This is a genomic window from Streptomyces sp. NPDC007205, assembly GCF_040634095.1.
Classification (GTDB): domain Bacteria; phylum Actinomycetota; class Actinomycetes; order Streptomycetales; family Streptomycetaceae; genus Streptomyces.
This window is the reverse complement of the sequence record NZ_JBEYEW010000012.1, coordinates 159,255-179,622: the sequence shown is the minus strand read 5'-3', so window position 1 is coordinate 179,622 and position 20,368 is coordinate 159,255. Positions and strand designations below refer to the sequence as shown.

Genomic DNA, 20,368 nt, shown 5'->3' with positions numbered 1-20,368 from the left:
ATAGCCGCAGGTCAGACAGCTAAGCACCCTCCTGGGCCGTGTCCGGGCCGTCCCCCGTGGGTTCATCGTCGGCGAAGACGCGATCCACGGCGGCCCGGGTCCGGGTCCCGCTCGACGGCATCAGGTGCGTGTACGTCCGCAGCGTGAAGCCAGGGTCATGGTGGCCCAGGTACTCGCTGAGAGCCTTGATGCTCTCCCCCGCGTCCAGGAGCACCGAGGCGTAGAAATGCCTCAGCGCGTGCATGCCGTTGTCCCGCCCGGTCTCGACGCCCGCAGCCCGAAGTGCCGGCCGCCATACGCGGTCGTTGAAGCGGTTCCGGTCCAGGGGCAGCCCCATGGTGCCGGTGAAAATCAGCGATGCCGTGACGGGAGGACCGTCGAGGGTCTTCCACGGCAGCGTGATCCTCGCGGCAGGGTGGCGCTTGAGGTGACTGGCCAGCGCGAAGGCGACGGACTCAGCCAGAGGAACCTCACGCTCCTTGCCGCCCTTCGGCGGGGCGAACACCGGCCGAGACAGCCGCAGTAGCTTGACCTGACGCACGACGTGCACCACCCCCCCGAGGAAGTCCACGTCTTCCACGGCCAGGCCGAAGGCCTCACCTTGACGCAGGCCGCACCCGGCCGCGACGTTGACGAGGACCTGATAGCGGTCCGGCAGTGCTGAGCGCACGGCCATGATTCGTTCGGCAGGCCACGGCTTGACCTTGCGAGGCTCCAGGCGCGGTGCCCGCACGGACCGAGCGCTGCACGGGTTGGCCCGGATGATCCGGTCCTCGACGGCAGCGGTGAAGACCGTGGAGACGTGGGCGAAGATGCCGCGCCGGTATCCGGCGGATAGCCCACGGTCCTCCAGGGTCCGCAGCCAGAGCCGAAGGTGCGACGGGGTGAACGACGCCAACGGTCGCGTGCCCAGATACGGGATCGCGTGCAGCCGCAGACGACTTTCCACAGACTCGCGGGTCAGCGGGTCCGTGATCTGCGTGGCCATCCACGCTGTGGCGTACTGCTCGAACGTCACCTTGCCAGCTTCAGGATCGAGGTAGTCGCCGCGCGACATGTCGGCCTCGATGTTGGCCAGCCACTGTTCCGCCTTGCGCTTCTGCTTGTCCGGGAAGCTCTTGGACTTCTCGGACCCGTCCGGGCCGACGTAACGAGCCCGGTAGCGAAGGCCGACTCCGTGGCGTTCGGTCTTCACCTTGCGAGGCTTGCCGTCCGACCCGGCCTCCGTCTTGTACCAACGGTCTTGGATGTGCCCGGCCATCAGGCGGCCCTTTCCATCAGGGACTCGACCCAGGCGCGCACGTCTTCCGGGTCGAAGCGGAGATGCCGGCCGACGCGGAAGCCACGGGGGCCGGTGCCCTTGCGCCGCCACTGGTAGACGGTCTCAACCGGCACGCCGAGCAGGTCAGCAACGTCGATCGGCGTCAGGTAGCGGGAAGGCAGCGGGCGCTTCATGCGCACACCTCCCAATCGTCCAGGTCGGCCAGCGCTTCACGTGCTGTCTCCCGGTTCAGCCGGATGTCTCGGGCGATCGAGGCGGCGAGCCAGGATTCGCCGGGGGTGTGTCCCTGTCCGGCGTAGGTCCAGTGGGCGAGCACGAGCGTGGAACTCTCCGTGTCGTCGAGGTCTTCGGAGAGCCCGCGTTCGCGGCGTTCCTGCCGGGCGCGGTAGTCGGCCCGGACCTGGCGGAGGGCGCCGAGGGTGGTGGAGTAGCGGCGGGACTTGGTCGAGAAGTGCCCGCGGAAGCCGAGCATGTGAGCCCATCGGGCCAGCAGCCGTTCCGGGTAGGCGTCGTCCAGGTCCCAGCAGGCTTCGATGAGGCGCCGGGTGTGGGCGGGCAGCGGCAGCTTGTCGAGTTCGGTCAGCTCCCCGATCCGGTGGTCGACCGTGCCGGTGGTCTCGGCGGCCTTGGTGGCGTACTTGGCCACGTAGGAGGCAACCGCCTGTTCGGTCAGTTCCTCCTGGCCCAGGGCGCCGATGGGCTGCACGTCGACCTGGGACCCCCAGCGCAGAGTGCGCGCCGGGTGGTCACAGGAGGCGGGGACCGGGACAGAGACGCGAACGGCGGCGGCCTTGATGGCGTCGTCCAGGAGGCGGACCGTGGCCCATGCCGGCGGGGCAATGTCCGGTCCGTCCGGGCCGTCGAGCCGCACCACGGCGTGGAAGTGCACGGAGCCGCGCTTCTGGAACTCGGCGACCTTGCCGAACGAGACCCGGCACACTTCCCGTAAGGCCGTCTGCGTCAGGCCCGCACGAGCGGCGATCTCACGGCGGAGGTAGATGGTGAAGCGCCGCCAGAGGTCCCCGGCGTAGTTGTTCCACAGCACCGCGCCCGCGTAGTCGTAGCGCTCAGGGTCGAGCGCCGTGCCCAGGGCGGGGTCGCCGTCGGCGTGCTCGGCGCCGCAGCGGCAGCGGCCGGAGTCGGGCCGGTTGTGCACGGGGCCGAAGGACGGAGCGGTCAGGGTGGCGAAGACGCGAGGGTGATCCCGGACCGTGGCGGGCACGTCCTTTCGTTCGTCGCCGGTGATCCCTGCCCGGATCAGGTGGTAGGTGTCCCCGGCGTAGGTCCAGGCGCAGGCCGGGCAGCGGGAGGCGCGCCGGTTGCCGCAGGCGACCCGGAGCATGCCGCCCGGCTCCTGCTCGGTGCTGTAGGAGTAGAGGACGTCCCCGGTCTTGGCATCGCGGGTGACTGTCTGGCCCTGGAGGCGGATCGGGTGGGCGCAGCCACCCGTGCGGCGGATCTGTTCCTGCCAGCGGTCGAAGCCGGGCGAGTTCGCCACCCGGAGCAGGTCGGCGAGGGTGATCGGGTCGGTGCCCAGGGAGGCCGCAGCACCGGCCACGGCCTCAGGGGGGACGGGGAAGACCGTCACGCAGCCACCTCCACGGTGGCCACGGGCGCGGCGACGGGAAGCGCCCTCACCGACGTGCCGAAGGTGGGATCGGCCGGGCAGATCCGGTCACCGTCGTGCGTGAGCACACTCAGTCCGTCCACCGACACACGTGCCCACCCGGGCGCGTGAGCACGGCACCCCGGGCAGCTGGTCGGACGATCCAGCAGGTCCAGGCAGGAGGGGAAGAGGCTCATACCGTCACCTGCCCGGACCGCATGGAACCGGTGGGGTTGTGGCCCGGGCAGTTGCGCGCCGTTCGTGTGGTCGGGTCATCCGGGTCGAGGCATTCGGCGATCCAGCCGGAACCGTCGCAGCGGCAGGCACCCTCCACCTGCGGGCGGTCCGCTCGATCCTTGGCGGCCTGCGTCATGCGGCAAGGCCCCCAGACCGTGAAGGCGGAGGCGAGCCGTTCGGCCCGGTCCCAGCGCCGCCCGTTGGGGAACCGGCGCTGGTGAGCCTGGTCCTGTTCCTGCGTGGTCAGATCGGCCAGCCAGAGCAGCCGGTAGCCGTAGGCGTAGGCGGCCGAGCGGTGCACTTCGGCAAGGCCGAGCCGGGCAACGCCCTGGAGGATCCAGGCGATGACCGCCGTATAGCTCTTGCCGGTCGACTTGTACGCGGTCGGCATGTCCGAGGCGTACAGCGCTACGGCCCGCTCCTGGTTAGACAGGTTCGCGATGACCGAGACAGCCGCGCTGGCTTCTAAGGCAACCGGGGATGCGGCAGGCGAAGCGATGAGCGTCGCAGGCATGATGGAGGCTCCCTTCGTGGGACGAAGGAGGGCGGCGGCTTGCTTGGCGGTAGGGCGCCGCCCCCCGGAGTACGGCCGTTGGCCGCATGACATAGCGTGCTATATAGCAGACTAGATCACAAGAGGTAGTGCGACATAGGCTGTGCTATGTCGCCATCGTCGGTACTCTCGGCGCATGACGGTTGAAGCCCACGACCCCAGGCCCAAGAAGGTGCAGATCGCCGACGCTCTGCGTGAAGAGATCGCAGGGTTGCCAACGGGGCACCGGCTCGCCTCGCTGCGCGAACTGGCCGACCGGTTCAAGGTCACCACGGTGACGGCTGGCAACGCGCTCAAGACCCTCGCGGATGAAGGCGTGATCGTCTCGGTTCCGAATCGGGGGTACTTCGTGCAGTCCCCGCCGAGTGCTGGCGAAGCCGGGCAGGATGCCGGCGGGCCGGTTAACCGAGATGAGATCAACGCTATCCACTCCGAGATTCAGCAACTTGCTGCCCGAGTGGCCGAGTTGGAGAAGCGCGCTCAGTCCCCGAGCAGTGCCTGACTGGTGATCCACCATGCGTGGCGAGCCGTGCAGGCACTAGGGACAGGCGTGGTGTCATCGGGGGACAGCCTGGGTGCCAACCCCCTGTCACCCCCCGTGTCACCAGCTCTCTAAATGCCAGACTCGAAGGCAAGCACCCGACGGGAGGGCAGCAGATGAGTGACGAACGGCCAGCATGGGCGCGACGGCTTTCCTCGGAGCGCGAAGCCCGACAGTGGTCGCAGGCGGAAGTGGTAGCCGCGCTTCGGGCGCACGCACCCAAGCCTCTGCCGGAAGGCCCCAGCATGGTGCGGCAGTGGAAGCGCTGGGAGTCCGGCGAGGTCATGCCGAGCGACTTCTACCAACCGATCATCGCCGCCACCTTCGGCACCGTCACCCACGCGATCTTCCCGGTAGCCGGGCAACGGGACGGAAACGCAGAGATCGTTGCCGTCAGCGGCATGGAGACGCTGGACATCATCAGCAGGCTGCAGGCATCTGACGTCGACAACGCCACGCTAGAGGCGCTACGGATTACGACGGATCGACTGTGCTCCGAGTACCCGTACCTTCCAGGCGCTCAGCTCGCCGCCGAGGGCAGGCAGTGGCTCAAGCGAGTCGCCGGACTCCAGTCGCAGCGGCTCACGTTGGCTCAGCACCGTGAGGTTCTCACCCTGTCCGGGTGGCTCGCCCTCCTGATCGGATGCGTCGAGTACGACATGGGCGACCGGGCAGCAGCCGAGAGCACGCGGAAGGCGGCTCTGTCTTTAGCTCATGAGTCCGGTAATACAGAGATCGCCGGTTGGGCGCACGAGATGCGTGCTTGGTTCGCACTGACCACGGGCGACTACCGGGGAATCCTCGCTGCCTCACAGGCCGGTACGGAGGCTGCTCCCTCGCATGGCGTAGCCGTACAGCTTGCTGCCCAGGAGGCGAAGGGATGGGCGCGGCTGGGTGACCGGCGACAGACCGAGGTGGCCCTCGACCGTGGGCGAAAGCTTCTCGAAGGGATGCCCTATCCCGAGAACCTCGATCACCACTTCGTAGTGGACCCGGCGAAGTTCGACTTCTATGCCATGGACTGCTACCGGCTGCTCGGAGAGGACCGGTTCGCCGAGAACCTTGCCCATGAGGTGATTCGGGCAGGCACCGACTTCGACGGATCCGAGCGATCACCGATGCGCATGGCGGAGGCGAGGATCACCCTTGGTGTGGTCGCGGCGAGGCAGGGCGACCTGGACCAGGCGGTGAACTACGGCGAGTGGGCCTTGAAGGGCGACCGGCAGTCCCTGCCGTCCCTGCTCATGGTCAGCCGCGAGCTTGCAGCCATCGTCAATCGGGACTTTGCAGCCGAACCGACTGGCCGTGAGTACCTCGATCACCTGACCGCGCTCAGCCGCGCCAGCTAGGGCCGTTACAGGTTTCTCTACCTCATCAAGCCCCGGCTGCGCTCCGCTCCGCCGGGCGCGCTTCCCGGCTCCGCTGCGGGCGCCGCTCCTGCCTTCGGCCCGCTCCGCCCGCGCTGCGCCGACGCGCGCCCTGGTGAGGATTGGCCGGCGGCATGAGGTCAGAACACGTCGTGGCTGGGGCGGTCGGCTCCACGGCTTTAGGCAGCCACTTTGGGGGGAGCCTCGAAGATCATGGCCCCAACGTCGTGCTTTAACGGGCAGGTCCACAGACTGCCCGACGCGCCGAAAGCTTACGGGGCCATGATCACTCCCCCCAAAGCAGCTCCAGCCCAAAGCCGCTCCGCCGACCTCGTATGCAGCCTCTGGCGTACTTTGCCATTGAGGCCACAAGCGACTGGAAGCCCCGCTAACCTCCCGTGAATGGCCACGACAAATGGGTGGGGGAACCCTTCCCCGCCACCGATGTTGATCCAGTGTCCTCGCTGCGACGGGCACACGCTCAGCACGCAGCAAGGGGTCTATCACCTGGGGCCGGAGGAAGGTGAAGATTTCGAGCCCCTGATCTACACACTCGTCTCGTGCGATAAGTGCCGGACTCCTCAGCTCCTCATGCAGATGTCGGAGATAGAGGCTGGTGGGGGCTGGGGCTGGACCGAGCCTGTCCGTGAATGGCCGAGCAGCGCCTCAGGACCACTGAGCCCTAGCATTCCCGCGCCGATAGCCCGCGAGCTGCGCGAAGCTCGTGCTTGCTTCAGCGCCAAGCTTTACACCGCAACGGCCGTGATGGTTCGACGCACTCTTGAGGGCATGTGTGTCGATCAGGGAACGAGTAAAAAGGTGCTCTTCGCTGCACTGGGCGAGCTGCGTGACGCGAACAAGATCGAAGGGCGTCTCTTCGACTGGGCACAGGCACTACGGGTCCTCGGCAACCAGGGAGCCCACTTCAGCAAGGAAGCAGTAGGCCGGGAGGACGCCAAGGACGCTCTCGAACTTGCTGAAGCACTACTCGACTACATCTACGTCTTCACTGCCAAGTACGAGGAGTTTCAGCAGCGCCGCGCGAAGGCTGCGGAAGCCGCCCCTTCCAGCAAAGCATGAGCGTGCGGGCCGTCTCGGGGCCGTCGGAGGGTGCTCAACGACGACCAACGCTGACAACCAACGACAGCTAAGTCGCAGGTCGCAGCGTTGATCGATTGCACGCCCCCAGGTCAGAGACCCGGCCCTTCACTTCTTCGGCTACTGAGCCGCCCGCAGGTCACATCCCGAGGATCAGCCGACGCAGCCCGGGACGGGGGATGCCGGCCTTCCAGCCGGGCAGCAAGGCCGAGGTGACGGAGAAGGCGCTAACCTCTAGTTAGTGCAACCTGGTGGTTAGCGCTGCGCGCGCGTACTCTTGGCGCCATGACCGCCACCACCCAGGACCACGACGACCGGGCGTACGAAGACCTGGCCTACAACGTCTTCGCCAAGGCCTGCCCGTCCCGCGGCACGCTGGAGCACGTCACGGGCCGCTGGGGCGGACTGGCCCTCGGCGCGCTGTACGAGGGCTCGCTGCGCTTCAACGAGCTGCGCCGCCGCGTGGACGGGGTGAGCGAGAAGATGCTGTCCCAGACCCTGCAGGCGCTGGAGCGCGACGGCCTGGTGCACCGCGAGGCCCAGCCGACGAACCCGCCGCGCGTGGACTACGAACTGACTCCCCTGGGCCGCCAGGTCGCCGAGCGCCTGCTGGCGCTCATCCACTGCGTGGAGGGCGCCATGGACGACGTCCTCGCGGCCCGTGCGCGTTACGACGGGACCCGCGGCGCCCTCTGACACCTCGGGCAGAAGTAGCTGGACCGGTTCATCCACGGGCGGCGGCGGATCGGCGTACCGCACCGCTTGCAGGGCTCGCCCTCGCGGCCGTACGCGTCCAGGGACCGGTCGAAGTAGCCCGACTCGCCGTTGACGTTGACGTACAGGCTGTCGAAGCTGGTGCCGCCGACAGACAGGGCCGCGTTCATCACGTCCCGGACGTGGCCGAGGAGTTCTGTCGTGACGGGGCGGGTGAAGTTCGCGGTCGGGCGCTCGTAGTGGATGCGGGCGCGCCACAGCGCCTCGTCCGCGTAGATGTTGCCGACGCCGCTGATCAGCGACTGGTCCAGCAGGGCACGCTTGATGGTGGTCCGCTTGCGGCGCAGCGCCCGGTGGAAGGCCTCGTCGTCGAACAGCTCGTCGAGGGGGTCGCGGGCGATGTGCGCGATGACGTCGGGCAGGCCGTCCGGGGTGTTGTCGTGCAGCGACAGCCCGCCGAAGGTGCGCTGGTCGACGAAGCGGAGTTCGGTGCCGAGGGAGTCGGCGAACCGGACGCGGATACGCAGGTGCTTCTCGTCCGGCGTCTCGTGCGGCTGCACCAGCAGCTGGCCGCTCATGCCGAGGTGGGCCAGGACGGACTGGTTGGTCTCCTCCAGCGGCAGCCACAGGTACTTGCCGCGGCGGCTGGGGGTGCCGATGTGGTGGCCCTTGAGGCGGTGCGCGAAGTCGTCGGCGCCCGCGATGTGCCGGCGTACGGCACGCGGGTGCAGCACCTCGACCTCGGCGACGGTGCGGTGGGCGACCCAGCGCGCGAGGCCGCGCCGGACGACCTCGACCTCGGGCAACTCGGGCATGGGACCCCCGTACGAAGCGGTGGACGAGCTGAGCGCCCGCCCCGCCGTGAAGGGCGGGGCGGGCGCTCGGTACTGCTGTGGGTCAGGCGGGAGCGGACGACGACTCGTCGTCCTTGACGGCTTCCTTGGCCGCCTCGTCGGCCCGCTGGGCCTCCTTGGCCGCCTTGGCGCGCTCGTCCGCGGCGGCCTTGATGGCCCGCCAGGCGGACTCGGCGGCCTGCTGCTCCGCCTCCTTCTTGCTGCGGCCGGTGCCGGTGCCGTACGAGACGCCTCCGACGCGGGCAGCAGCAGTGAAGGTCTTCTCGTGGTCGGGGCCGGTCTCCGTGACCATGTACTCGGGCACGCCGAGTCCTTCGGTCGCGGTCAGCTCCTGGAGACTGGTCTTCCAGTCCAGGCCGGCTCCGAGGTTCGAGGACTTCTCGATCAGCGGGTCGAAGAGCCGGTGCACCAGCTCGGACGCCGCATCGAGGCCCTGATCGAGATAGACCGCACCGATCACCGCTTCCAGGGTGTCGGCGAGGATGGACGCCTTGTCCCGGCCGCCCGTGCCCTCTTCACCGCGGCCGAGCCGGATGAAGGAGCCCAGGTCGAGGCCACGGCCGACCTCCGCCAGCGCACGTGAGTTGACCACCGCGGCCCGCAGCTTGGCCAGCTGGCCTTCGGGCAGGTCGGGGTGGGTGCGGTACAGCGTGTCCGTGACGACGAGACCGAGGACGGAGTCACCGAGGAACTCCAGCCGCTCGTTCGTCGGCAGACCGCCGTTCTCGTACGCGTAGGAACGGTGGGTCAGCGCGCGCACCAGAAGGGCGGACTCGACCTGGTAGCCGAGCCGCCCTTCCAGAAGCGTGTGGGACGAGGCCGTGTTGTCCGCCTTCTTCCTGGCGGGTGCGTCCGCCGTGGCGTCTTCCGCCTTCTTGGGACTGGACACAGTGCCTCTCACCAGCCCACTCAGACTTCGAGGACCTGGCGCTTGTTGTAGGTGCCGCAAGACGGGCACGCGATGTGCTGCTGCTTGGGCTCGTGGCAGCGCTCGCACGCAACCAGGGTGGGGACCGCAGCCTTCCACTGCGACCGGCGGTGGCGCGTGTTGCTGCGCGACATCTTCCGCTTCGGAACAGCCACGGCTACTTCTCCTGCTTCTCGTCGGCGCGTGCTGACTGAGGCGCGCCGCCGCTCATCTCGTCCTTCTCGCCGTCTTCGAGTGAACCGGCGAGTCCCTGCAAAGCCGCCCAACGGATGTCGACGGCGTCGTGGTGGTGGTCCGGGTCGTCCGCGAGCCGCGCTCCGCACTCGGAGCACAGGCCCGGGCAGTCTTCCTGGCACACCGGCTGCATCGGCAGTGCGAGCACCACCGAATCGCGCAGCAGAGGTTCGAGGTCGAAGAGTCCGTCCTCGAGGTAGAACCTGTCCTCGTCGTCCTCGGCGTCGTCGCCCGGTTCCGCGATCACACGGCCCCGGTCGTCGGCGTCAGGGTACGTGAACAGTTCCTGGAAGTCCGCTTCGAGCTCCAGCCCGACCGGCTCCAGACACCTTACGCACTCCCCCTCGGCCTGTGCACGGGCGGTGCCTGTGACGAGCACCCCTTCCATGACCGACTCGAGCCGGAGTTCGAGCTCCACCGGGGCGCCTTCCGGCACTCCGATGACCCCCTGGATGCCGAGATCGGCGGGAGCGTCGATCGTGCGGGTCAGGCGCTGCAGCGCGCCAGGACGCCGACCCAGCTCGTGTGTGTCGAACACGAGGGGGTTGCGGTGGTCGAGGCGGGCGTTGGAGGCCATTCCTGCTTTCGATCTTGAACTCGGAGGGCCGCCGCCCGTCGGTTGATCCGGGCAGCGGTGATCGCGGACGTACACGCGACCGAAGAGCCAGGATACTGGAGCTTTCGCTCAGGGCCCAATCCGGTACGTCACTGCAGACCGCGCCCCTGCTCGTACGCCCGCAGCTGCTCCGCGCTGATCATGCCGGTGTCGAAGAGGCTGGTCTCGTCCAGAGCGTAGTTCTGCTGCTGGTGCTGGTGGGGCTGCTGTGCCTGCTGCGGGTCGTAGGCGGCCTGCTGGGGGTCGTAGGAGCCCTGATAGGCGTAGGGGTCGGCCTGCTGGTAGCCGTAGGGGTCCTGCTGGCCGTAGGCGGGCTGCTGCTGCGGGAAGCTGCCGTAGGGGTCCGGCTGCTGCTGGTCGTACGTCGCATACGCGGGCTGGGGGTCGTACGACGGCTGCGGCGGCTGCTCGGCGGGGCGCTCGGCCGTGGCGTCCTGCTCGGCGAGCGCGGCGAGGTCGGCGAGGTAGTCGGCGTCGCTGGAGTGCTGGAAGGTCGAGGTGTCGTCGGCGAGGGCACCGAGGTCGTCCGTGGCGATCCGGCCGTGCAGCTTCTGCCGGCCACGCCCGACGGCCTCCAGGGTCTTGGCGAGGACCGCCTCGAAGGCGCCCAGCTTGACGTCGACGTACTGGTCGGCGTTGTGGCGCAGGGTCTCCGGGTCGTGGCTGCGCTCGGGGGCGTCCTCGTCCTCGTAGCCGTTCTCGTCCAGGCCGGGACCGGTGCCGAGCAGCTTCTCGCGGCCACGGCCGACCGAGCCGAGGGTCTTGGTGAGGACGACCTCGAAGTTGGCGAGCTTGGAGTCGACGTAGTCGTCGGCCTCGGCGCGGATCTCCTCGGCCTCCTTGCGGGCCTCGGCGAGGATCCGGTCGGCCTCGGCCTGGGAGCGGCGGGCGATCTCGGTGTCGGAGATCAGCGAGCCGCGCTCGGCGTGCGCGTTCCCGATGATCCGCTCGGCCTCCATGCGGGCCTGCTCGACCATCTGCTCACGGTCGCCGATCAGCTCCTGCGCCTGTGCCAGGGAGCCGGGCAGCGCCTGGCGCACCTCTTCGAGCATCGCGAGCAGCTCGGCGCGGTTGACCACGCACGACGCCGACATGGGCATGGACCGGGCGCCGGAGACCGTGGAGACGATCTCGTCGAGCTTCTTCTGCACGTCCACCTGTGCTCGCCACTCTCTACAGCCGGGATGGAGACGGACGGGACGACTGTAGCCCCATCAGTCCTTGCGCAGACGTTTGTTCAGGGCCTCCAGGACCGGGGCGGGCACCAGGTGGGAGACGTCTCCGCCCCAGGCGGCGACCTCCTTGACCAGGGAGGAGGAGAGGAAGCTGTAGGTGGGGTTGGTGGGCACGAACAGCGTTTCGACGCCGGTGAGGCCGATGTTCATCTGGGCCATCTGCAGTTCGTAGTCGAAGTCGCTGACGGCGCGCAGGCCCTTGACGATGGCGGGGATGTCGCGCTGCTTGCAGAAGTCGACGAGGAGGCCGTGGAAGGCCTCGACCCGGACGTTCGCGTACTCGGCGGTGACCTCGCGGATCAGCTCGATCCGCTCCTCGATCTCGAACAGGCCCTTCTTGGACTTGTTGATCATCACCGCGACGTAGACCTCGTCGTACAGACGGGAGGCGCGGGCAATGATGTCGAGATGTCCGTTGGTGATCGGGTCGAACGACCCGGGACAGACGGCGCGGCGCACTTGAGTTCCCTCGCTCTCCGGTCCGGTCATCGTGCGTCTTCGCACGTAGAGGCGGCGCGACCGTACCAAAACGTTCCCTCGCCGTAGCGACGGGACCGGATCGCCTCGAAGCCGTCCGGCCAGTGGAATTCACCGCCTCTGGTGCTGCGCTCCACGGTGACGAGCGCTTGCTCAGCGAGCCAGCGTTCCGAGCGGAGTGTGAGCAGAATCTCGCGAAGATCGTCGTCTGTGACGGCGTACGGGGGGTCGAGGAAGACGAGGTCGTACGGCTCCGCCGGGGCCGGTGACTTGATGATCTGTTCCGCTTTGCCTGCTCTGACCTCGGCGCCTGGAAGGCCCAGGTTCTTCACGTTCTCGCGGACGGTCCTGGCTGCGCGGGCGTCTGCTTCGACCAGGAGCGTGTGGCTCGCGCCCCGGGACAGGGCTTCCAGGCCTACGGCGCCTGAACCGGCGTAGAGGTCGAGGACCCGTTCGCCATCCAGGGGGCCGCCCAACAGGGACTGCCAGGTGGAGAAGAGGCCCTCGCGTGCTCGGTCGGAGGTGGGGCGGGTGCCGGTGCCTGGCGGCACGGCCAGGCGGCGTCCGCCGGCTACGCCGGCGATCACGCGGGTCATCTTCAGTCCTTGGTCGGCGGTGGTTACTGGTTCAGTCTGGCAGCTGGTGCGTCGTGGTTGCTCGCGTGGTTCCCCGCGTGGCTCCCCGCGCCCTGACGTGGTCCACTTCACCCCTTTTCCAAGTACTGCTCCCTTTCCTCGTCCAAGAGGGCGTCCAGAGCTGTGCGCAGGCCCGGAAGCCGCTGCAGCTCAGGGTCCGCCGCCACCACCGCCGTTGCCTCCTCTCTCGCCTCCGCGATGACCTCCTCGTCCTCGATGACCGCCAGGACGCGCAGGCTGGTGCGGGCGCCGGACTGGGCCTGGCCGAGGACGTCGCCCTCCCGGCGTTGTTCGAGGTCGATGCGGGAGAGTTCGAAGCCGTCGAGGGTGGAGGCGACGGCGTTCAGGCGCTGGCGGGCGGCGCCGGCCTCGGGCATCTCGGTGACCAGGAGACAGAGGCCGGGGGCCGTGCCCCGGCCTACCCGGCCGCGCAGCTGGTGGAGCTGGGAGACGCCGAAGCGGTCGGCGTCCAGGATGACCATGACCGTGGCGTTGGGGACGTTCACGCCGACCTCGATGACGGTCGTGGCGATCAGGACGTCGGTCTCGCCGGCCGCGAAGCGGCGCATCACCGCGTCCTTGTCGTCCGGGTTCATACGGCCGTGCAGGACCTCCACCGTCAGGCCCTGGAGGGGGCCGCGGCTCAGCTGGTCCGCCACGTCCAGGACGGCGAGCGGCGGGCGCTTCTCCGCCTCGTCCTCGGGGGACTTCTTCTTGCCGGCCTTCTTCGGATCGTCCTCCTCGTCACCGATACGGGGGCAGACGACGTACGCCTGGTGGCCGTTCGCCGCCTCCTCGCGGACCCGTTCCCAGGCGCGGGCGAGGAAATGGGGCTTGTCGGCGGCCGGGACGACGTGGCTGGCGATCGGGGAGCGGCCGGCGGGAAGCTGGTCGAGGACGGAGGTCTCCAGGTCGCCGAAGACCGTCATGGCGACCGTGCGCGGGATCGGGGTGGCCGTCATCACCAGCAGATGCGGGGGCTGTTTGCCCTTGCCGCGCAGGGCGTCGCGCTGTTCGACACCGAAGCGGTGCTGTTCGTCGACCACGACCAGGCCGAGGTCGTGGAACTGGACCTTGTCCTCGATCAGGGCGTGGGTGCCGATGACGATGCCGGCCTCGCCGGTGACCAGGTCGAGCAGGGCCTGCCGGCGGGCGGCCGCGCCCATGGAGCCGGTGAGCAGGACGACCTTGGTGGCGTCTTCGGAGCCGCCCAGCATGCCTCCCTCGGCCAGGTCGCCCATCATCTCGGTGATCGAGCGGTGGTGCTGCTGGGCGAGGACCTCGGTGGGCGCCAGCATCGCGGCCTGGCCGCCCGCGTCGACCACGGCGAGCATGGCGCGCAGGGCCACCAGCGTCTTTCCCGACCCGACCTCGCCCTGCAGCAGGCGGTGCATCGGGTGCTCGGTGGCCAAGTCGTCGAAGATCTCCTTGGAGACCTTCTGCTGGCCCTCGGTGAGCGTGAAGGGGAGGCGGTCGTCGAAGGCCGTGAGGAGGCCGTCCGGCCTGGGCATGCGGGGGACGGCGGGGAGTTGGGCGTCCGCGTGGCGGCGGCGGGCCAGGGCGACCTGGAGGACGAAGGCCTCGTCCCACTTCAGGCGGGACCGGGCGTCCGCGACGTCGGCCTTGGTGTGCGGGCGGTGGATCTTGCGGAGGGCCTCGGGGAGCGGGAGCAGACCGCGGTCCTCGCGCAGGGCGGGCGGCAGCGGGTCGAGGGCTTCCTCGGCGGCGGGCAGCACCGTCTGGACCGCCTTGCCGATCTTCCAGGACTCCAGTTTGGCCGTGGCCGGGTAGATGGGGATCAGGGCGCCGGCCCAGGTCTCGACCGCCTCCTCGCCGTCGCCGCGCAACAACTCGTAGGCCGGGTGGGCGAGTTGGAGGCGGCGGTTGAAGACCGATACCTTGCCGGAGAACATCGCGTGGGTGCCCGGCAGCAGCTCCTTGTGGGGCTTGTGGACGCCGTTGCCGAAGAAGACCAGCTGGAGCCGGCCGCTGCCGTCGGTGATCGTGACCTCCAGGCGCTGGCCCTTGCCGCGGGGGGCCTTGGCGGAGGCGAAGCTGTGCAGCCGGGCGTCGGCGACCTGGGCGACCACCGTGACGTGCTCGTCCATGGGGAGGTCGGCGAGGTGGGTGAGCTGGCCGCGCTCCTCGTATCTGCGCGGGTAGTGGTGGAGGAGGTCGCCGACGGTGTGCAGGCCGAGGTGCTCGGCCATCACCTTCGCGGTGGCGGGGCCGAGCACTGACTTCAGTGGCTGCTTCAGTGGTTCTTCCAGTGCGGGCACGAGATCCATTGCACACCACGGCACTGACAATGCCGTATACGCTTCGGGAAAGTCCTGGTCACACGGTTGGTCCGGGCCCTAGGACGGCGCGCTCCGGCCATCCCTTCCGCGGCCACCGCCCCACCGGGACCGCCCGACCCCGCGCCGTGCGCGCCCCCGCCCGCGGCGCCGTGACGATGGACTCCCAGAATCCGCAGTCATCCCAGCCATCACGGTCAGCCGATAAGCCTCACCCACCTCATAGGTTCCAGGTCGACCTGCGCGGTCTGGTGGACCTGCTCTCGCACCACCTCTACACCAGCCCCAGGGTCTATCTGCGCGAGCTGCTGCAGGAGCTGATCGGCACGGCGGCCGAGTCGCTGTACGGGCAGGCGCTGCTGATGGCGCAGCGCCCGCTGCGGCCCGCCGACTCGGCGCTGCTCAACCGGGCGTTCATCAATCTGCTGGAGTGGGCGACGCACGGGGAGCGTGAGGATCGATGAGTGGGATCACGGACTTGGCCGCGCTGCGCCGGGCGATGGCGGAGAACTCCGAGGAGCCGGAGGGCCCGGCCCGCAACGCGCGCGCGGAGCAGCTGCTCGCCGAGGCCGAGCGGCTGGACGTCCCGCTCGCCGTGATCGAGGCGCTCGGACACCAGCTGCGGGTCTGCAACTACAGCTCCGAGAAGGACAAGATGTTCGTCCCGTTCGCGCGGCTGCTGCGCATGTGGGACGAACGGCCCGAGGACTTCGACGCCGACGAGACGCAGTCGCTGCACTGGGTCTTCAAGTGGATGTCGGCGGGCATGCTGGACCAGCCGCACATCCCGCTCGCCTCGATCGAGAAGTGGCTCGGCGAGATGGAGCACCGCTACCGGCTCGCGGGGCACTCCGAACGTGCCGTGCACAGCGCCGAGTTCAGCGTGGCCGCGCACATCGGGGACCTGGCGCGCGCGGAGCGGGCGTACGTGGCGTGGCTCGCCGCGGACCGCGACCGGATGGCCGACTGTCCCGCGTGCGAGCTGCGCGGGCAGGGCGTCTGGCAGGTCGAGCGGGGCCGCGACGCGGAGGCGCTGGGCCTCTGGCGGCCGGTGCTGGAGGGTGAGTTCGCGTGCGCGCACGAACCGCACACCGTGCTGGCCGCCTCGCTGGCCCCGCTGCTGTGCCTGGGCCGCGTGGACGAGGCCCGCGCCCGTCACCTGCGGGGCTTTCGCCTCGTACGCCCGATGGAGTCGATGCGCGGCGCGTACGCGACCATGTGGAGTTCTGTGCGCTGACCGGCAACGAGGCGCGCGGTCTGGAGCTGCTCGCCGAGCGGCCGGCGTACTTCACGGACACCGGGCATCCGCGCAGCCGGCTGGAGTTCCTGGCCGTGGTGGCGCTGCTGATGGACCGGCTGGCCGAGCGGGGGTTCGCCGGACAGCGGGTGCCCGGGCCGGCCGGGCGGACGTGGACGGCGGGGGAACTCGCCGCCCACGCGCGCGTGGAGGCGCTGGAGCTGGCCGAGCGGTTCGACCGGCGCAACGGCACGCCGTACGTCGGCGACCGGGCACGCGCGCGTATGGCCCAACGGCCACTGGTGGACCGCCTGCCGCTGGGCGTGCGCACCGTACGCCCGGTGCCGGCACCGGCGCCGGTGGCCGCACCGGCGGCGCCCGGCCTGGGGACTCTGCTCGCCGAGGCCCGACGGCTGTCGGACACGCTGCAGCCGCATGCCCTTGAGGCCTGGGCGGCCGCGGCCTACGAGGATGCCGACGACGAGGACGGGACCGTCCGCGCACGGCGGGCGGAGGCCGCCCAGTTGCTCGGCCCGGAGTCGTGAGGGCGGGTCACTCGACGCCGATGAGGAGCAGGGTGCCCTGGCGGCCACCCCGGTACACCACCGTGTCCACGGCGAGGTAGGACTCCCGTACGCGCGTGTCGAGGTGTTCGGCGATGGTCTCGGGGGCGTCGTCGCCGACGACGAGGGTGACCAGCTCGCCGCCGGCCTGGAGCATGCGGTCCAGGACGGTCGCGGCGGTGGCGGTGACGTCCGGGCCGATCACCGCCACATCGCCGTCGATCAGTCCGAGCACGTCCCCGGCCTGGCAGATCCCGGCCGTCGTCCAGGACCGGTGTTCGGCGACGACGACCTCGGCGTACCGGGTGGCGCCCGCCGCCGCGGTCATCTGGACGACGTCCTCGTCGAACCGGCGCTCCGGCTCGTGCACGGCGAGCGCGGCGATGCCCTGGACCGCCGAGCGGGTCGGGATCAGGGCCACGCGGATGCCCTCGGCACGGGCCTGCTCGGCGGCTGCCGCGGCCGTGTGGCGCAGCTCGGCGTCGTTGGGCAGCAGGACGACCTCGCGCGCGTGGGCACGCCGCACCGCCTGCACCAGCTCCCCGCTGGCCGGCGGCTCCCCCGGGCGCGCGAGGACGGTGGTCGCGCCCGCCTCGGTGTACAGGCCGGCCAGGCCCTCGCCCGGTACGACGGCGACGACGGCCCGCTGGACGCGCTCGCGCGGGTGCCGCTCGCCGCCGGTGTGCACGTCCCCGAGGCCGAAGTGGGTGATCCGGATCCGGTACGGCCGCCCGGCCTCCACGCCCGCCTCCACCGCGGCGCCCGCGTCGTCGACGTGCACATGGATGTTCCACAGCCCGTCGCCGCCGACCATCACCAGGGAGTCGCCGAGCGCGTCGAGGCGTTCCCGGAGCCGGGCCACGGCCGCGTCGCCGGCCTCCAGGAGATAGATCACCTCGTAGGCGGGCCCGGCGGTCTCGGAGCCGTCGGCGCACGGCCCGGCGTCGGTCATGGCCGCCACGCACGCGTGTGCCTTGCGGGCGCCGCCGTCCGCGTTCTCGCTGTCCTCGCTGTCCTCGCCGTCCTCGCCGTCGTGCGGGATCCCCGGGGTCTCCCCCGCCGCAGGGCTCTGCGACACCGCCGGCGCCTCCCGCACCGCCGTAGCCTCCTGCACCGTCTCCCCCGTGAACGCCTCCACCAGCGCCCCCAGCACCGCCACGAGGCCGCGTCCGCCCGCGTCGACCACGCCGGCCCGGGCGAGCACGGGCAGCTGGCCCGGCGTGGCTGCCAGGGCGGTCCGCGCACCGTCGTAGGCCGCCCGCGCGACCGCCCCGCAGTCGCCCTCGGCCCCCTCGGCGGCTTCTGCGGCTTCCGCGGCGGCCGAGGCGACCGTCAGGACCGTGCCCTCGACGGGGTGGGCCACGGCCTGCCGGGCGGAGTCGGCGGCCCGCCGCAGGGCCAGCCGCAGTCCCGCACCGCCGACGTGGGACCCGTCACCCCCGGGAGTGTCCGCGAGCACCTGCGCCATGCCCCGCAGCAGCTGCGCCAGGATCGTCCCGGAGTTGCCGCGGGCCCCGATGAGCGCCCCGTGCGCCATCGCGTGCACGGCGTCGGCCAGGGACGGTTCCCGGGTGCCCGTCTCGTACCCGGCGAACACCGCCTCCACGGCCGTGGCCGCCGATTCCAGGGTGAGATAGAGGTTCGTCCCGGTGTCGCCGTCGGCCACCGGATAGACGTTGATCGCGTCGATCTCCTCACGGGCCCGCCCCAGTGCCCGGAGCGCCAGACCGCACCAGGTGCGCACCGCGAGAGCATCGAAGAATGTCTGCGGCACCTGCGCCACCTGCGCCTCCCTGAGCTGGACGTGGGACGCAGCGTAGACCCCGGGACCGTGTGCACCGGAAGAGGGCTGGGAGCGGGGCCCTGAGCTGCCATGGTAGTTTCGTTGTACGGACGCAGCCGTTGTATGCTGCTCCGGTTGCCCGATCCGATCGGGCCGTTCCCCTGGCAACGCCACTCAGATCTCAGGTCGTACGACCTTGATCCCGGCATGCCGGGATTAACCGTAAGTGCATCTGAAGTCTTTGGAGTGACCCGTGGCTGCCAACTGCGACGTCTGCGGCAAGGGGCCGGGCTTCGGCAACAACATCTCGTTTTCGCACCGCCGTACGTCCCGCCGCTGGAACCCGAACATCCAGCGTGTGCGTACCGTGGTCGGCGGGACGCCGAAGCGCGTGAACGCTTGCACCTCGTGCATCAAGGCCGGCAAGGTCTCGCGCTGACGCTACAGCTGAGCGCGCGGCCACTGCCTGGTTCGCTGCACTGAGCCGGTCCACCTGCGGGTGGGCCGGCTTTTTGCCGTACCCAGGCTCCTGCCCGGCCGTACCCAGACTCTTGCCCGGCCGTACCGCGCCTCTCCCCGCCTGCCACGATCCGGGGAATGCTTCGGCATCCTGGGCCCGCTGGACATCCGTACCGACGACGGCGGCCCGATCGACCCCGGCGGCCCCGCCCCCGCGCCCTGCTCACGCTGCTGCTCCTGGACGCCGGCCGCCCGGTCGCCACGGAGCGGCTCACCGACGGTCTGTACGGCGCCGACCCGCCCGCCGGAGCGACCGGCGCCCTGCAGTCGCGGATCTCCCGGCTGCGCAGGCGCCTCGGCCCGCACACGGAGGTCGAGGCCACGCCCGGCGGTTACCGGATCACCGCCCCCGCCGACTCCGTCGACGCCCACCGCTTCGAGCGGCCGGCCCGGGAGGGGCGCGAGGCCCTCGCCGCCGGCGCCCCGCAGGCTGCCGCGTCCCTGCTGCGCGCGGCGCTCGCCCTGTGGCGGGGCCCCGCGCTGCCCGATCTGCCGGGCTCGCATGCCGAGTCCGCCCGGCTGGAGGAGCTGCGGCTGGCCGCCGTACAGGACCGGATCGAGGCCGACCTCGGCTCGGGCGGCCGCCCGGAGCTGGTGCCCGAACTGCGCTCGTTGCTCGCCGCGCAGCCACTGAGCGAGCGGCTCTACGGCCAGCTGATGCGGGCCCTGCACACCGGCGGCCGGTCCGCCGAGGCGCTGCGCGTGTACGTGGAGGCCCGGCGCACGCTCGCCGACGAACTGGGCGCGGATCCCTCGCCCGAGCTGGCGGCCCTGCATCCGGAGCTGCTGCGGGGTGCGGAGCCGGTCCGCCCGCGGTCCCGGCTCCCGGCGCAGCTGACCCGCTTCGTCGGCCGGGACGCCGAACTGTCCCGCATCCCCGCGCTGCTCACCGACGCGCGCCTGGTCACGCTCACCGGCCCCGGCGGGGCGGGCAAGACCCGGCTCGCGATCGAGGCCGCGCGCGCCCGCGCGGACGCGTACCTCGTCGAGCTGGCCCCGCTGACCGACGGCACCCGGATCCCGTACGCGATTCTCGCCGCCCTCGGGGTCCGGGAGGGCATGCGCAGCGCCACGACGGACATCGCCGGGCGGCTGCTGGCCGCGCTGGAGGACCGGGAGCTGCTGCTCGTGCTGGACAACTGCGAGCACCTGGTGGAGGACGCGGCCCGGATCGCCGGGCTGCTGCTCGGCGGCTGCCCCGGGGTGCGGATCCTCGCCACCAGCCGGGAGGCCCTCGGTATCACCGGCGAGGTGCTGGTACCGGTGCCCGCGCTGCCGCCGGAGCCTGCCGAGCAGTTGTTCCTCGGCCGTGCCCGTGCGGTACGCCCCGGGTTCGACGGCCACGCGTGCGTGGCGGACATCTGCCGGGCCCTGGACGGGCTGCCGGTGGCCATCGAGCTGGCGGCGGCCCGGCTGCGCACGCTGGGGCCGCGGGAACTGGCGGACCGCCTGGACGACCGCTTCCGGCTGCTGTCCCGCGGTGACCGCACCAAGGCGCCCCGCCATCGCACGCTGCGGGCCGTGGTGTGCACTACGAGGAGGGCCTGCGGGCCTGCGGGCCTGCGGGCCTGCGCCGCCAACTGGTTCGGGGC

At 70.5% G+C, this 20,368-nt stretch carries 19 protein-coding genes and 2 pseudogenes; 8 read left to right on the top strand and 13 right to left on the bottom strand.

Annotated elements, in window-relative coordinates; all coding sequences use genetic code 11:
• Positions 1-19 precede the first annotated feature (19 nt).
• The 4 genes from ABZ624_RS21685 to ABZ624_RS21670 all read right to left on the bottom strand — a co-directional run bounded on the left by ABZ624_RS21685 (position 20) and on the right by ABZ624_RS21670 (position 3,639).
• Positions 20-1,261 (bottom strand): site-specific integrase, encoded by a 1,242-nt coding sequence (locus ABZ624_RS21685; protein ID WP_360091144.1) that lies wholly within the window; start codon positions 1,259-1,261, stop codon positions 20-22.
• On the bottom strand, positions 1,261-1,455 hold the full coding sequence (locus ABZ624_RS21680) for a helix-turn-helix domain-containing protein (RefSeq protein WP_360091141.1): 195 nt from the start codon (positions 1,453-1,455) through the stop codon (positions 1,261-1,263). Before ABZ624_RS21680 ends, ABZ624_RS21685 begins: the two co-directional genes overlap by 1 nt.
• On the bottom strand, positions 1,452-2,840 hold the full coding sequence (repSA, locus tag ABZ624_RS21675; protein ID WP_360091274.1) for a replication initiator protein RepSA: 1,389 nt from the start codon (positions 2,838-2,840) through the stop codon (positions 1,452-1,454). Before repSA ends, ABZ624_RS21680 begins: the two co-directional genes overlap by 4 nt.
• A 241-nt stretch (positions 2,841-3,081) precedes the next feature.
• Positions 3,082-3,639: a hypothetical protein gene (locus ABZ624_RS21670; RefSeq protein ID WP_360091138.1), complete on the bottom strand. Its 558-nt coding sequence runs from the start codon at positions 3,637-3,639 to the stop codon at positions 3,082-3,084.
• Positions 3,640-3,814: 175 nt separating this feature from the next.
• Between ABZ624_RS21670 and ABZ624_RS21665 the strand changes: the two genes are divergently transcribed.
• From ABZ624_RS21665 to ABZ624_RS21650, 4 genes are all read left to right on the top strand, one after another.
• The gene (locus ABZ624_RS21665; protein ID WP_360091135.1) at positions 3,815-4,180 is read left to right on the top strand and encodes a winged helix-turn-helix domain-containing protein; all 366 of its coding nucleotides are present in this window, start codon (positions 3,815-3,817) and stop codon (positions 4,178-4,180) included.
• A gap of 155 nt (positions 4,181-4,335) precedes the next feature.
• Entirely contained in the window at positions 4,336-5,568 is a 1,233-nt protein-coding gene (locus tag ABZ624_RS21660) for an XRE family transcriptional regulator (protein WP_360091132.1), read from the top strand.
• A 615-nt stretch (positions 5,569-6,183) separates the two neighbouring features.
• Positions 6,184-6,666 carry a DUF4145 domain-containing protein gene (locus tag ABZ624_RS21655; RefSeq protein ID WP_360091129.1) on the top strand — a complete coding sequence of 161 codons (483 nt, stop codon included), beginning with the start codon at positions 6,184-6,186 and terminating at the stop codon, positions 6,664-6,666.
• Positions 6,667-6,969: 303 nt separating this feature from the next.
• Positions 6,970-7,380 (top strand): helix-turn-helix domain-containing protein, encoded by a 411-nt coding sequence (locus tag ABZ624_RS21650; protein ID WP_360091126.1) that lies wholly within the window; start codon positions 6,970-6,972, stop codon positions 7,378-7,380.
• On the opposite strand, the gene mutM is transcribed toward ABZ624_RS21650, so the two are convergent.
• The 8 genes from mutM to recG all read right to left on the bottom strand — a co-directional run bounded on the left by mutM (position 7,353) and on the right by recG (position 14,665).
• Positions 7,353-8,213: a bifunctional DNA-formamidopyrimidine glycosylase/DNA-(apurinic or apyrimidinic site) lyase gene (gene mutM, locus ABZ624_RS21645; protein WP_360091123.1), complete on the bottom strand. Its 861-nt coding sequence runs from the start codon at positions 8,211-8,213 to the stop codon at positions 7,353-7,355. The genes ABZ624_RS21650 and mutM overlap by 28 nt on opposite strands.
• An 82-nt stretch (positions 8,214-8,295) precedes the next feature.
• Positions 8,296-9,153, bottom strand: a complete 858-nt coding sequence (gene rnc, locus ABZ624_RS21640) for a ribonuclease III (RefSeq protein ID WP_360091120.1) — start codon at positions 9,151-9,153, stop codon at positions 8,296-8,298.
• Between the two features lie 8 nt (positions 9,154-9,161).
• On the bottom strand, positions 9,162-9,335 hold the full coding sequence (rpmF, locus tag ABZ624_RS21635; RefSeq protein ID WP_003951102.1) for a 50S ribosomal protein L32: 174 nt from the start codon (positions 9,333-9,335) through the stop codon (positions 9,162-9,164).
• Positions 9,336-9,337: 2 nt separating this feature from the next.
• Positions 9,338-9,991, bottom strand: a complete 654-nt coding sequence (locus ABZ624_RS21630) for a YceD family protein (protein WP_360091117.1) — start codon at positions 9,989-9,991, stop codon at positions 9,338-9,340.
• Between the two features lie 128 nt (positions 9,992-10,119).
• A complete protein-coding gene (locus ABZ624_RS21625) occupies positions 10,120-11,187 on the bottom strand; it encodes a cell division initiation protein (RefSeq protein WP_360091114.1) in 1,068 nt (355 codons plus the stop codon).
• A gap of 57 nt (positions 11,188-11,244) precedes the next feature.
• A complete protein-coding gene (gene coaD, locus ABZ624_RS21620; protein WP_067041222.1) occupies positions 11,245-11,724 on the bottom strand; it encodes a pantetheine-phosphate adenylyltransferase in 480 nt (159 codons plus the stop codon).
• A gap of 26 nt (positions 11,725-11,750) precedes the next feature.
• Positions 11,751-12,344, bottom strand: a complete 594-nt coding sequence (gene rsmD, locus ABZ624_RS21615) for a 16S rRNA (guanine(966)-N(2))-methyltransferase RsmD (RefSeq protein WP_360091271.1) — start codon at positions 12,342-12,344, stop codon at positions 11,751-11,753.
• 101 nt (positions 12,345-12,445) lie between these two features.
• Positions 12,446-14,665, bottom strand: a complete 2,220-nt coding sequence (gene recG / locus ABZ624_RS21610) for an ATP-dependent DNA helicase RecG (protein WP_360091111.1) — start codon at positions 14,663-14,665, stop codon at positions 12,446-12,448.
• Between the two features lie 167 nt (positions 14,666-14,832).
• On the opposite strand from recG, the gene ABZ624_RS21605 reads away from it, so the two are divergent.
• Both ABZ624_RS21605 and ABZ624_RS21600 read left to right on the top strand, forming a co-directional pair.
• Complete coding sequence (locus ABZ624_RS21605) at positions 14,833-15,138, top strand: hypothetical protein (protein WP_360091108.1); 306 nt, start codon at positions 14,833-14,835, stop codon at positions 15,136-15,138.
• A pseudogene (locus ABZ624_RS21600) lies at positions 15,135-16,375 on the top strand (tetratricopeptide repeat protein); the annotation flags it as partial. The gene ABZ624_RS21605 and the pseudogene ABZ624_RS21600, both read left to right, overlap by 4 nt.
• 88 nt (positions 16,376-16,463) lie before the next feature.
• On the opposite strand, the gene ABZ624_RS21595 reads toward ABZ624_RS21600, so the two are convergent.
• Entirely contained in the window at positions 16,464-18,257 is a 1,794-nt protein-coding gene (locus ABZ624_RS21595) for a DAK2 domain-containing protein (protein WP_360091105.1), read from the bottom strand.
• A gap of 253 nt (positions 18,258-18,510) precedes the next feature.
• Between ABZ624_RS21595 and rpmB the strand changes: the two genes are divergently transcribed.
• Together rpmB and ABZ624_RS21585 are read left to right on the top strand one after the other, a co-directional pair.
• A complete protein-coding gene (gene rpmB, locus ABZ624_RS21590) occupies positions 18,511-18,696 on the top strand; it encodes a 50S ribosomal protein L28 (RefSeq protein WP_009190838.1) in 186 nt (61 codons plus the stop codon).
• A gap of 141 nt (positions 18,697-18,837) precedes the next feature.
• Positions 18,838-20,303: pseudogene (locus ABZ624_RS21585) on the top strand (BTAD domain-containing putative transcriptional regulator); the annotation flags it as partial.
• Between the last annotated feature and the right edge of the window lie 65 nt (positions 20,304-20,368).